10 protein-coding genes are annotated in these 12,353 nt (G+C 62.5%); 5 read left to right on the forward strand and 5 right to left on the reverse strand.

Annotation, left to right across the window (positions count from 1 at the left end):
* Window positions 1–49: 49 nt before the first annotated feature.
* From BUA38_RS20645 to BUA38_RS20665, 5 genes are all read right to left on the reverse strand, one after another.
* The gene (locus tag BUA38_RS20645) at window positions 50–2,248 is read right to left on the reverse strand and encodes an alkaline phosphatase family protein (protein ID WP_072820731.1); all 2,199 of its coding nucleotides are present in this window, start codon (window positions 2,246–2,248) and stop codon (window positions 50–52) included.
* Entirely contained in the window at window positions 2,248–4,062 is a 1,815-nt protein-coding gene (locus BUA38_RS20650) for a multicopper oxidase family protein (RefSeq protein ID WP_197685866.1), read from the reverse strand. Before BUA38_RS20650 ends, BUA38_RS20645 begins: the two co-directional genes overlap by 1 nt.
* Before the next feature lie 348 nt (window positions 4,063–4,410).
* Window positions 4,411–4,932 carry a flavin reductase family protein gene (locus tag BUA38_RS20655; protein WP_072820733.1) on the reverse strand — a complete coding sequence of 174 codons (522 nt, stop codon included), beginning with the start codon at window positions 4,930–4,932 and terminating at the stop codon, window positions 4,411–4,413.
* A gap of 47 nt (window positions 4,933–4,979) precedes the next feature.
* Entirely contained in the window at window positions 4,980–6,569 is a 1,590-nt protein-coding gene (locus tag BUA38_RS20660) for a 4-hydroxyphenylacetate 3-hydroxylase N-terminal domain-containing protein (RefSeq protein WP_072820737.1), read from the reverse strand.
* Between the two features lie 115 nt (window positions 6,570–6,684).
* Window positions 6,685–7,422, reverse strand: a complete 738-nt coding sequence (locus tag BUA38_RS20665) for an IclR family transcriptional regulator domain-containing protein (RefSeq protein WP_072820742.1) — start codon at window positions 7,420–7,422, stop codon at window positions 6,685–6,687.
* A 191-nt stretch (window positions 7,423–7,613) separates the two neighbouring features.
* Between BUA38_RS20665 and BUA38_RS20670 the strand changes: the two genes are divergently transcribed.
* From BUA38_RS20670 to BUA38_RS20690, 5 genes are read left to right on the forward strand one after another with little or no spacing between them, the layout of a single operon-like run.
* Entirely contained in the window at window positions 7,614–8,942 is a 1,329-nt protein-coding gene (locus tag BUA38_RS20670; RefSeq protein ID WP_072820744.1) for an ABC transporter substrate-binding protein, read from the forward strand.
* A gap of 20 nt (window positions 8,943–8,962) precedes the next feature.
* Window positions 8,963–9,679, forward strand: a complete 717-nt coding sequence (locus BUA38_RS20675; RefSeq protein ID WP_072820746.1) for an ABC transporter ATP-binding protein — start codon at window positions 8,963–8,965, stop codon at window positions 9,677–9,679.
* Between the two features lie 3 nt (window positions 9,680–9,682).
* Window positions 9,683–10,384: an ABC transporter ATP-binding protein gene (locus BUA38_RS20680; protein WP_072820748.1), complete on the forward strand. Its 702-nt coding sequence runs from the start codon at window positions 9,683–9,685 to the stop codon at window positions 10,382–10,384.
* Between the two features lies 1 nt (window position 10,385).
* Window positions 10,386–11,255, forward strand: a complete 870-nt coding sequence (locus tag BUA38_RS20685; RefSeq protein ID WP_072820750.1) for a branched-chain amino acid ABC transporter permease — start codon at window positions 10,386–10,388, stop codon at window positions 11,253–11,255.
* 1 nt (window position 11,256) lies between these two features.
* A complete protein-coding gene (locus BUA38_RS20690; protein WP_083587670.1) occupies window positions 11,257–12,345 on the forward strand; it encodes a branched-chain amino acid ABC transporter permease in 1,089 nt (362 codons plus the stop codon).
* The last annotated feature ends 8 nt before the right edge of the window (window positions 12,346–12,353 follow it).

Genomic DNA, 12,353 nt, shown 5'->3' on the forward strand with positions numbered 1-12,353 from the left:
CCGGCCTTTCGGGCCGGCGGATCGATGGTGTCGTTGATAACGGCCGCTATCAGGGCAGGAATTCGCCGAGCGGGCCGCCGCCGAAGTCGAACAGGTCGAACAGGTCGCTGATCGCCGGGCTGTTCAGCGGCACATACGGATTGTTCGGCAGCGCGATCGGGTTCGGGTAGTTGTCGCGGCTGCGATGCGTGATCGGCCGCAGGCCCCAATTCCGCTCGATGAATTTAACGATCGAGACGTGATCGGAATAGGTGTGCGAGACGTGGCCGGGGATCGCGTGCGGCGACACCACGATCAGCGGGATACGGGTGCCGTCGCCGAAGTAGTCGAGCGGCTGCACGTAGCCGGAGTCGAAGTAGCCGCCACCTTCATCGAAGGTGATGAAGATCGCCGTATCCTTGGCGTAGTCCGAGGCCTCGACCTGGTCGACGATCTTCTTCGCGAAGCCTTCGAACAGGTTGAGCTTCGACGACGACGGGTGACCGTCGACGTATCCGCTCGGCTTGACCACCGAAACCGCGGGCAGGTTGTGGTTGGTGATGTCGCTATACAGGTTCACCGAGTCCTGAATATGCGCTGCGACCTGATCCGGATGCGACATGATCGAGGTGTCGTACTGGAACGGATTGCAGATGTTGCAATACTCGTCGGCATTCGGTCCGGCAGAAGCCCAGTTCAGCTGGTAGGGGTCGTTGACGTAGTTGTTCCACTGGTCGCCGTAGTACTTCCACGAGATGTTCTTCTCGCTGAGGCGGTCACCGATGCTCGGCACCGACGACGGCGGGATGGTGAACGGCGTGTTGGACGGGTTCTGGTCGATATCGGCGCGCTTGCCGTTGCCGAAGTAACCCGGATTGTAGTTGTTCAAGAGATAGTAGTGGCCCGGTTGGCAGTTCGGGTCGATCTGGAGCTTCTTGAGATACGACACGATCGGACCAACGCCGGGCTGGCTGGTGTCGGCGCAAGCCGAGTAGGAGCCGCCACCGGAGACCGGAGCGGTTTCGAAGGGCGGCGGGAAGCCGCCGTTGCCGCCGGCGCCATAGCCGTCCTCGGTGTACCAGTTGTTGGTGCCGGGCTGCGGGTTCGGGTTTTCGATCGTGTTGATGATGCCGGCGTCGGGGTTCGGGCCGTTCTGGTAGGGCGCGGTGAACACCTGAGTGCCGTTCGGCGGAACGGCCGCGTTGCCGTTGCCGTCCGAGTACCAGAGCATGTCGGCGTGGCCGAACATGATGTGGTTGGCGCCGGTGCCGCCGTTGACGGACTGGTGGAAGTTGTCGCTCATCGCGTACTTCTGCGACAGGCTCGCGAAGTAGGGTACGTCGCCCTTCTGCACGTTGTAGAAGCCGAGCGCCGTCGATCCTTCGCCCGTGCTCGCGAAGCCGAAGTTGGTTGGCTGCGCCGCGCCGTTGGTGCCGGCGCCGACGGTTACCTCGACCCAGGCGAACAGGTTGGCGTTGCAGCCCGACGGATTGTCGCGGCTGGCGGCGTTGTGGTTGCAGTTCAGCTGCTGCCACATCTGATAGAAACGATGCACCGGGCTGGCCGAATAGGAGTCATAGGGCAACGCGGCGCCGTTGGTGAGCTGGAAGGGACCCGCCGGCAGGGCATTCACGTTGGTGATGCGCGCATCCGGCGTACCCTTTTGCAGGCTCGGGTCGGTCGACTGATAGCTGCCGGTCAGCAGGAACTGATAGTAGTCGGGCGCCAGACCGCTTTCGGTTTGCTGGGCCAGCGACAGCGTGACCAGGCACTGAGCGAAGCTGTGGTCGCCGCAGGTCTTGGGGCCGCCGACGATCGGGGGAGGCAACTGGTCGTTCGGGAAGTTCTGCTGCGGAGGGCTCAGCAGGAAAGCGTCGGCCGGACCCGCGTCACTCGCAGCCGCCTGATGCGCCTTCTCGAAGTTGGGGCCGGGGATCGCGTTCTTGTTGCTATCCAGCTTGATGATGCCCTTGGAGAGGAGATTGTCGACGCTCTCGCCGTGCTTGTTCGGCACATAGGTGGCGTACACGTGGTCGAAGCTGCGGTTTTCACCGATGATGACGATCACATGCTTGATCGGCGTCCTGGGTTCGTGTCCGTCGCCGCCGCCCGGAAAGCCGATCGGGAAGGGGAAGCCGGGGGGAAAACCGGGGAAGCCCGGGAAGAGGGGTTCGGCCAGCACGGGCGTGGCGATGAACTGGCCCAGCGCCAGCGCGCTGAGGGTGAGGCGGCAACTTTGCAGCCAACGTGACTTTTGCTTGTCGCGCATTAAAGCTCTCCTTTGTTCTGCTGATGGGTCGGCGTCGTTGAAGTCACAGTGCTCCTCGGCACGACCTTGATCCGTCCCATCATGCCGCCGTCCTCGTGCTCGAGGACGTGGCAGTGGTAGACAAAGGTGCCGACGATGTTGGGATCGCGAAAATCCATGCGTAGCCGCACGCTGGGATAGGCCAGCATCCGGCTTTTGTAGTAGGGGACGTTCACGGTATCGCGCAGGAACGGTTCGTTGACGGCGATGCCGGACCAGTCGCGCAGCTGGAAGTGAAGCTGATGAATGTGGAAATCATGCAGCTCCATCGAGCGGTTCTCGATGATCCAGTCTTCGACGTCGCCCTGCCTGACGACGATATCCGCTGTGTCCGAATGCGGATCGAACGGCTTCGGATCTTCGCCGTCGGTAGTCAGAAAAAACTTGGTGGGACTATTGGGATCGTTCGCGTTCTCCTGTTTCTCGGAAAAGAAAAGTTTTCTGACGCGCACCGGCGCGGTGTCGCCGACCCACGGCCGCTGCGGCTTCGGCAACGGCTCGGCGTGCACCGGCAGCGCGGATTGCGGCTCGCTCGCGTCGGCATTGGCCGTGATCGCCAGCAGCGCGCGGTTGGGATCGTTCTCGCCGGCCGGCCCGGTGTCGACAGCACGCGTCACCAGGAGGGCGCCCGAGCCGGCCGGCGGTCCTTCAACGACGAATTCGGCGCGCGAGCCCGGCGGCACGCCGACATGGTCAACCCATTGCACCGGCTGTGACGGGCTGCCCTGGAATTGCAGCGGCACGCCGTCGAGGCCGACGACGCCGATCTTCTGCGGCGCGCGGCGCACCAGCAGAGCCAGGTTGAGATAGGTGATGGCGGAGGCGTTCAGCACGCGCCAGAGCTGCCGCTCGCCCGGCTTCATCGACAGCTGCGCCGGCGGATAGTTCGGATAGGGCACGGCGACGAAATTGACCGACAGATCCTTCGACGGCTTGCCGAAACCGGTGCCGGAGTTGACCGCGTCGCCGTCGCTGTCGAGCTGGCTTTTCGACATCGCGGGCGGCTCGAACTTCGACGGCGGCGCGTCGGGGTTGAGGAGATCCTGGTCGCGAATGACGATCAGGCGCTCGGGCAGGCCCGCCAGATCGGGGTTGGCGCGCTCGATGCCTTCGATGATCAGCGCGCCGGAAGCACCTCCCAGCACCTGCGTCTTGCTGAAACCGTGAAGGTGCGGGTGATACCAGTAGAGGCCGGGCGCCGCGTCATCTCCGATGCGCAGGCGATAGTCGAACGGCATGTCGTCCGGCTGAATCGAGGTTTTCAGCACGTCGTCCTGGTGACACACCGGCGGCACGGTGAGGCCGTGGAAATGCAGATTGGTCGAAACCGGCGTCATCGCGCCGCTTTCGCACGCATCAAGCTTCTTTTTTGCCGTGCAGATCGGCGCGCCGGCGAACGCCTGATCGATCGCGGGCGTGCCCGTATCGGGATCGGCAAGATCGTTCTTGAAATGAATGACGAGTTCGTCGCCTGGCTTCACGCGCAAGGTCGGCGACGGCTTGCCGTCCGGCGTCAGGTAGCAGTAGCGCGTGGTTCCGTCGGCAAGCTTTTGATCGAGAATGCGCAAATCCGTCTCGAGCACGCCATCATGGCTGCGCAATTCGGCTGGCTCTGCGATCGCGCTTCCGGGTTTGGGCCGGCTACACGCATCCTGTGGCGGCGGCAGCGGCGCGTTTTGCGGACCTGTGGCGCCGAGCAACGACGTCAGGCTGCTTGCGGCGAGCCCGAGGCAAGCCGCGGCGGCAGCACAGGAAATCGGGAGGAGTCGCCGCACACCGCACCTGCCAATACGGTGCCGTCGGCTGCGCCGAGGCCAAACTTGGCTCGATCCAGCACGTTGCGACCGTCACAGAAATTTCTGTTCAACGAGGGAAATGTTGAAGGACCTGCAACCTAGCGACGCGGTGTTGCGGGAATCTGGCAGGTTTCTAACACGCAAATGACAGTTGTTTGCGGCGCAACGACGCAAGCCGTGCATGCGGCGGCTTAAAGTGTTGACCGATCAACTGGATGGATCGTGAGATAGTGAGACGTGTTCGCGGGCCATGTTTGCCACGCAGACACGTATGTTATCGAACGCACGATTTATCTCTCGAGCAAGTTCCGATCGGCGGGACCGCACCTAAGCACGTTGAAAGCCGCCATATGAGCCCTTGTGGAAGATCAGCGGGCTGCAACTGCTTTCTTCACCTGACAGCACGTGGCCAAGAACAATGTCGTGGTCGCCCGCTTTGTGGATGGCTGCGATCTTGCAACAGAGCTTGGCTGCCGCGCCGCGCAACAACGGCAAGCCATCGGCGCTGAAAGTGACGGCAAGATTTTCGAACCGGTTTCCTCTGGCCGTGAAGCGGGCGGATATGTCGGACTGATGCTGGCCGAGAACGTTCACCGAGAAATAGCCGCGGTTTCGAATTGCCGTCCCGGTCGCGCTGCCTTCGCCGGTGCAGAACAACAGCATGCAGGGCGAAAGCGACACGGACGTCAGCGAGTTGACCGTCGCGCCGAACAACTCGCCGTTCCATTCGGTTGCAACGACGGCGACGCCGGTCGCAAACGCTCCCATGACCGAACGGAAGCGCTTGGGATCGATCGCGGCGCCGTGCAGCGGACTCGATGGCGAAGGCGATGAAATATGCTCGTTCATGTCATCGTGGTTCCTCAAGTCCATCGACGAGCCGTGGCGGCGGCCGTCTATTTCCGCATCATGTGATAGCTGAGTTCGCCGGGGTCGGTGAGATCGGGCACCTTCCAGCCGTCGAGATCGTATTCGGCCATGCAGTCCTCGGCAAAACCCTTGAAGCGATCGGCATTGCCGGAGGCCTGGGCGCCGAACAGGCAGTAGCGGCGGATTTCCTCGGTAGAACCGCCATAGTTGATCTCGTAGAGCTCGTGCCGTCCACCGAACTCGCTGCCGATGCAATCCCACAGCAGCTTGAGCAGTTTGACGCGCTCCTCGGCCTTGTAGCCGTTGGAGCCGCGCAAGTACCGATCGAGGTAGGGGCGGATCTCGCCGTTCTTGAAGTCGCTGGAATGGCTGTTGAGATAGATCAGACCGGAGGCGACCGTCTGCTCGATCAGATATTTCACCTTGGTGTAGGCCATGGTGGCGATGATCTGATAGGCGTTGCCGGGATCCATGTTGGGCAGCAGATAGTCGCCGATCCAGGGTTTGGGATCGCGGACCATGGCGTCCGACAGGCTCCAGAACAGGTTACGCCAGGCGATGACTTCGCCGACATTGGCCTGCACGCCGCGATAGTCCTTGGTGCCGGCAGCTTCCGTCGCCTTCAACAGGAGCCCGCTGATGAAGTCGAGCTTCACGGCAAGCCGCGTGCACCCATGCACGACGAAACGCGGCAGGAATCCGGTGCGCGGAAAGAAGTTGTTCGCCTTCTCGATGTCGCCATAGACGAAGACGTTTTCCCAAGGCACCAGGACCTTGTCCATGATGAAGACGGCGTCGTTCTCATCGAGCCGGCTCGAGATCGGATAGTCGAACGGACTTCCCATCACGCTCGCGCTCATCTCATAGGACGTGCGGCAGATGAACTTCACGCCGGGCGCATTGGTCGGCACCATGAACACGGCCGCGAACTTCTTGTCCTGAAGCGGAATCAGTCCGTGGTGCGCCACGAACGTATAGTTCGTCAGCACCGAGCCGGTCGCGACCACCTTGGCGCCCGACACGATGAGACCGGCGTCGGTCTCCTTCTCGACATGACAGCAGACGTCGGCAACCTCGTTCGGCGGGCGATCGCGATCGACCGGCGGATGAATGATGGCGTGATTGATGAAGGGGACGCGTTCCTGGCTGAACTTGTACCAGCGTTTTGCGTTCTCCTGGTACGGGTCGTAGAAGTCGGCGTTCGCACCCAACGTGGCGAGGAAAGCGGCCTTGTAGTCCGGCGCCCGCCCCATCCAGCCATAGGTGATCTTGGCCCATTCGGCGATGGCGTTGCGGCCCTGGATCATCTCGTCCATGGTTTTCGGCGCCTTGAAGAAGGCGTGGGTCATGCCACCATTGCCGGTATCGGTCGGCAGCAGGAGCTTGTCCTTGCGCTTGTCGTCATGCAGCGCGTCGTAGAGGCGGGCCACCATCCGCGCGGTGTTGCGGAAGGCCGGGTGCGTGGTGACGTCCTTGACCCGTTCGCCGTAAATGTAGACGGCGCGGTCGTCGCGCAGCGATTCCAGATATTCCGCCCCCGTCTGTGGGCGCGTGACTTTGACGTTGCCGGTGTGTTCGGGCGGAATTGCCGATGCCGTCTGCGCCTTGCTTGCCATCGCGTCGTCTCCCCTGGTTGTTCGATTATCGAACAAGTGTCCGTATTCCGAACTTGGTGAGACGATACGGCCGCCCGTGCCGGTTGGCAAGAGACGGCAAGGCCGACCGCGAAGATCAGACGGTCATCGAGGAGACCTGGTCGGCGATCCGGTTGAGCTCGGGGAGGAAGTGCTCGCGCATCTCGTTGCGCGTGGTGCGGGTCGAGTGCGTCGACAGATTGATGGCGCCGACCGCCTGGCCGCTGCGGTCAAGAACCGGAACAGCCAGCGCGCGCAGGCCCCGCTCCAGCTCTTCGTCGATGATCGAGAACCGCTGGGCGCGATCGGCGCGGATGCGGTCGAACAGGGCCTGCGGGTCGGTGATGGTCTGTGGTGTGTAGGCGTCGATGCGGTGCGACCGCAGCCGTCGCCAGATCTCGGCCTCATCGAGGTAGCCGAACAGCACGCGCCCGAGCGCGGTGTGCAGAGCGGGCAGGCGGCTGCCGACCGACAGCGCCGCTGACATGATCCTGCGCGCCGGCACGCGCGCGACATAGACGATGTCGTTGCCTTGCAGGATCGCGGCCGAACAGGATTCGCCGAGCCGTTCGCTCAGTTCGCGCATCAAGGGCAGTGCGCGATCGATCCAGCTCTGCGTCGACAGATAGGCAAAGCCGAGATCGAGAATCCGCGGCGAGAGCGAAAAGCTGCGTCCATCCTGCTCGACGTAACCGAGCTGGGCGAGGGTGCGCAGGACGCGGCGCGCCGTGGCCCGCGACAGGTCGGCCACCTGGGCTGCTTCCGACAGGGTCATGGTCGGCCTTTGCTTGCCGAACGCGCCAAGCACCGCGAGGCCCTTGGCAAGCGTCGTCATGAACTCCTTGTCGTCCTGGGGGGCGCCTTTACGTCGTTGCGGAGGTTGTGCCACCACGCGGCCTGTTGACTCCATTTGGTCTCTGGCGGAGACTGGTCGACATACGAACGATTGTTCGAATATCGAACGCCGGCCCGTGTGTCAATCGACCACGATGAGAATCCGGCGCATCCAGAGGGGAGGACGCGCAGATGACCTGCCACAATACCAGCTCGACTCATCGTTCCGCGATCGACCGCCGCAAGCTGCTGAAATACTCGGCCGCCTCGGGCGTCGTACTTTCCGCCGGTCTGAAATCTCCCGCCATCGCGCAGGTACGGCCCATCAAGCTGGGCTATGTCTCGCCGCTCACCGGGCCGCTTGCCGCCTTTGCCGAGGCCGACAACTTCATCCTCGCCAATTTCAAGGAAGCGACCAAAGCCGGCATCAAGGTCGGCAACGCCACCGTGCCGGTCGAGGTCGTCGTCAAGGACAGCCAGTCGAATCCGAACCGCGCCGCCGAAGTCGCCAAGGATCTGATCGTCCAGGACAAGATCGATCTGATGCTGGTGGCCTCGACGCCCGAGACGACCAATCCGGTTTCCACCCAATGCGAGATCGAGGAGGTGCCGTGCATCTCCACCATGGCGCCGTGGCAGCCGTGGTTCATCGGCCGTCAGGCCAATCCTGCCGGCGGACCGCCGGCCTGGAAAGGCTTCAACCATACCTATCACTTCTTCTGGGGCCTGGAGGACGTCATCGCCGTCTTCACCAACATGTGGGCCCAGGTCGAAACCAACAAATCGGTCGGCGCGCTGTTTCCGAACGACGGCGACGGCAATGCCTGGGGCGACAAGGTCGTCGGCTTCCCGCCGGTGCTCAACAAAGGTGGCTACAAGCTCACCGATCCCGGCCGCTATCAGAACCTCACCGACAATTTCTCGGCGCAGATCGGCGCGTTCAAGTCGGCCAATTGCGAGATCATCACCGGCGTGGTGCTGCCGCCGGATTTTACCACGTTCTGGAAGCAGGCATTGCAGCAAGGCTTCAAGCCGAAGGTCGCGTCGATCGGCAAGGCGATCCTGTTTCCGGTCGCCGTCGAGGCGCTCGGCAAGGACGGCCATAATCTGTCGTCGGAAGTCTGGTGGACGCCGAACCATCCGTTCAAGTCGTCGCTGACGGGAATGAGCGCGAAGGATCTCGCCGCCGGCTATGAGGCCGCGACCAAGAAACAGTGGACGCAACCGATCGGTTTCGTGCACGCGCTGTTTGAACTGGCTGTCGATGTGCTCAAGCGCACGCCGGACCGCGACAGCAAGGCGATCACGGCGACCATTGCATCCACCAATCTCGATACCGTCGTCGGCAAGGTGCAGTGGAACGGCGCGAATCTGCCGCCGTTTGCCGCCAAGAACGTCAGCAAGACGCCGCTGGTCGGCGGCCAGTGGCGTTACAAGGACGGCAAATACGATATCGTCATCACGGACAACAAAACCGCGCCGACGATTCCCGTCGGTGGCAAAATGGAAGCGATCGCGTAGGCGCTGGCCGTTGACGTTGCATGCTGCTGGATGTTGCCGGTTTGAAGAAAAGCTTCGGCTCGATCGTGGTCGCAGACGACCTCGATCTTGCGGTCGCCGCCCATGAGGCCGTCGGCATCATCGGGCCGAACGGTGCGGGCAAGACCTCGCTGTTCAATCTGATCACCGGCGACCTCGCGCAGGATGCCGGCGCCATCCACTTCGACGGCCGCGACCTCGCGAACGAACAACCGCAGCGCCGTTGCCGGGCAGGTCTCGGCCGTACCCGCGAGATTCCGCAGCCGTTCGAAAAGCTCACGGTGTTCGAAAATCTTCTGGTCGGCGCCGTCCATGGCCGCCACAAGACGGAGCGCGAGGCGGCGCAGTCCTGCGGCGAAATCCTCGAGCAACTCGACCTGTTGAAGCGCGCCAATATGCTGGCCGGCTCCCTGACCCTGCTCGAACGCAAGCGGCTGGAAATGGCGCGGGCGCTGGCGACGTCACCAAAACTTCTGCTGCTCGATGAAATCGCCGGCGGCTTGACCGAAGGCGAATGCGCCGAACTCGTGGCCACCATTCGCGCGATCCGCGGAACCGGTGTTGCGATTCTCTGGATCGAACATGTCGTGCATGCGCTGTTTGCCGTGATCGATCGCCTGGTCGTTCTCAATTTCGGACGCAAGATCGCGGAAGGGGCGCCGAAGGAAGTCATGCAGCGGAGTGAGGTGCACCAGATCTATATCGGCATCGAGGCGTGACGCATGGCGTTGCTTGAGACCCGCAACCTCACGTCGTTCTATGGCGACTTCCAGGCGCTCTATGGCATCGATACGACGCTGGAGCGCGGCGAGACCGTCGCCATCATCGGCGCCAACGGTGCGGGCAAGTCGACCTTCCTGAAAGCGATCGCCGGACTCATTCGGGGGCCGGCCGACAGTGTCATTCTCGACGGACAGCCGATCGGCGACCGGATCGCGGCCGATATCGTCAAACTCGGCGTCGCACTCGTGCCCGAAGGGCGGCGGCTTTTTCCGTCGCTGACGGTCGAAGAAAATCTGTTGATCGGCAATTATGGCCGCAAGGCCAGGGGACCATGGACACTCGATCGGGTCTATGCGCTGTTTCCGGTTCTGAAGGAACGCCGTCACTCGGCAACGACAACGCTGTCAGGTGGGCAGCAGCAAATGGCCGCGATCGGTCGCGCCTTGATGTCCAACCCCCGCATTCTGCTGTGCGACGAAATCAGCCTCGGCCTTGCGCCGATCGTCATCGCCGGCATTTACGGTGCGATGCCACAGATCAAGGCGGCCGGCGCCAGCGTTGTGCTGGTCGAGCAGGACATCGTCCAGGCCATGAAGGTCGCCGATCGGGTCTACTGCTTCCAGGAGGGCCGGCTGTCGCTCACCGGCCGTCCGCGCGACCTGACGCGCGAGCAGATTCACCGCGCGTATTTTGGTTCATGAAATGACCGGTTGGCTTGACGCGGTGATCCAGGGTGTGCTGCTCGGCGGGCTTTACGCGCTGTTCGCGGCGGGGCTGTCCCTGATTTTCGGCATCATGCGGCTCGTCAACCTGGCCCATGGCGATCTCATCGTGTTCGCGGCCTATGCCATTCTGCTGGTTGCTGGCCATCTCGGTCTCGATCCGTTCGCCGCAGTCCTGCTGGCGATTCCGATCCTATTTGTAATCGGTTTCGTGCTTCAATATGTCCTCCTGAACAGGACACTCGGACACGACTTGTTGCCGCCATTGCTCGTGACGTTCGGCCTTTCGATCGTCATCCAGAACGGGCTGTTGCAGCTATTTTCCGCGGACAGCCGGCGCTTAAGCTCCGGTGCGATCGAAACGGCCTCGATCCCGCTCGGCGGCGGCATTGCGGTGGGCGTGGTGCCGCTGTTGACGTTGTTGGCCGCGATTGCCCTGATCGTGTTTCTCAATCTCATTTTCTATCGCACGCCGATCGGGCGAGCCTTCCGCGCGACCTCGGATGATCTGGAAGTCGCGCAGCTCATGGGAATCGAAGTTGGGCGCACCTTTGCCGTCGCAATGGGCCTCGCCTTCGTCGTGGTGGCGGTTGCCGCACTCTTTCTGGGCTTAAGAGCGAATTTCGATCCGACCATTGGTCCCGCACGGCTGCTCTACGCTTTCGAGGCCGTCATCATCGGCGGCCTCGGCAGTCTCTGGGGCACGCTTGCTGGTGGCATCGTGCTTGGCCTCGCGCAGACGATCGGTGCGCGGATCGATCCGGAATGGCAGATCCTGGCCGGTCATCTCGCCTTTCTTGCGGTGCTCGCGATACGGCCGCGCGGCCTGTTCCCGCGGGCGCAGGATTGACATGACCATGGCTGAGGACGCGACAAAATCGAGCCACACGTTCCGCATCGAAACTGCGGGCCGGGCATCGCGCGCCATTGCGGCAGCAGCGATCATCATCGCATGTTTGCTGATGCTGCTTCCACTCGTTGCCGGCCGCAACCTGATTCAGGACATGATCTTCCTGTTCTACATGCTGGCGCTGGCGCAATGCTGGAACCTGCTAGCCGGCTATGCTGGTCTGATTTCCGTCGGGCAGCAGGCATTCGTTGGTCTTGGCGGCTACTTGCTGTTTGCGCTTACATTACTGGGCGGCATCGATCCCCTGTTGGCTATTCCGCTCGCGGGCGTCGCTTCGGCATTGCTCGCCTTGCCAACCGCGCTGATCGTTTTCCGCCTCCGCGGCGCTTATTTCGCGATCGGCACCTGGGTCGTGGCCGAGATCTATCGTCTGGTCTTCGCCCAGTTCAAGCCGCTCGGCGGTGGCACAGGGACCTCGCTGACGCCGTCGATTACGTCGTCGGTGCCTGGCATCGAATGGGTGAAGGCGCTGCTCGATGTGCGAACGCCGGCCGCGCGCGACATCATCTCTTATTGGGTGGCGCTGGCCTTGATGGGCGGCACGCTTGCGGTCGTGTACGTCATCCTGCGGTCGCGCCGCGGCCTCGCGCTTGGGGCGATCCGCGACAACGAGCTGGCTGCCGCCGGTCTCGGCGTTGATATCTATCGTATCAAGCTCGCCGTCTATGTCGCAGCTGCCGCCATGACCGGCATGATCGGCGCGCTGATCTATCTTCAGAAGGCGCGGATTTCGCCGGATGCAGCCTTCTCGGTGCTGGACTGGACCGCCTACATCATCTTCATCACTGTCATCGGCGGCATTGGCACCATGGAAGGGCCGGCGGTCGGCGCCGTCGTCTTTTACTTGATGCAGCGTTATCTCGCCGACTTCGGCGCATCCTATCTCATCCTGCTCGGCACGCTCGGTATTGTCATCATGCTGTTTGCGCCACGCGGGCTATGGGGCCTGCTCACCGACCGTTACGATTTGACGCTGTTTCCGACGCGACGACGGCTGGTTGTCGATGAAGGAGATAGCCATTTCGGATAGCGGATGCC

This window comes from Bradyrhizobium erythrophlei (assembly GCF_900142985.1).
In the GTDB taxonomy this organism is placed as follows: domain Bacteria; phylum Pseudomonadota; class Alphaproteobacteria; order Rhizobiales; family Xanthobacteraceae; genus Bradyrhizobium; species Bradyrhizobium erythrophlei_B.

What these genes read in the sequence shown, in the direction of transcription:
- BUA38_RS20665 (WP_072820742.1), bottom strand. Translation starts at nt 7,422, where the DNA reads ATGACGACGCTTGCCAAGGGCCTCGCGGTGCTTGGCGCGTTCGGCAAG.
- BUA38_RS20655 (WP_072820733.1), bottom strand. Translation starts at nt 4,932, where the DNA reads ATGAACGAGCATATTTCATCGCCTTCGCCATCGAGTCCGCTGCACGGC.
- BUA38_RS20690 (WP_083587670.1), top strand. Translation starts at nt 11,257, where the DNA reads ATGACCATGGCTGAGGACGCGACAAAATCGAGCCACACGTTCCGCATC.
- BUA38_RS20660 (WP_072820737.1), bottom strand. Translation starts at nt 6,569, where the DNA reads ATGGCAAGCAAGGCGCAGACGGCATCGGCAATTCCGCCCGAACACACC.
- BUA38_RS20670 (WP_072820744.1), top strand. Translation starts at nt 7,614, where the DNA reads ATGACCTGCCACAATACCAGCTCGACTCATCGTTCCGCGATCGACCGC.
- BUA38_RS20680 (WP_072820748.1), top strand. Translation starts at nt 9,683, where the DNA reads ATGGCGTTGCTTGAGACCCGCAACCTCACGTCGTTCTATGGCGACTTC.
- BUA38_RS20685 (WP_072820750.1), top strand. Translation starts at nt 10,386, where the DNA reads ATGACCGGTTGGCTTGACGCGGTGATCCAGGGTGTGCTGCTCGGCGGG.
- BUA38_RS20675 (WP_072820746.1), top strand. Translation starts at nt 8,963, where the DNA reads ATGCTGCTGGATGTTGCCGGTTTGAAGAAAAGCTTCGGCTCGATCGTG.
- BUA38_RS20645 (WP_072820731.1), bottom strand. Translation starts at nt 2,248, where the DNA reads ATGCGCGACAAGCAAAAGTCACGTTGGCTGCAAAGTTGCCGCCTCACC.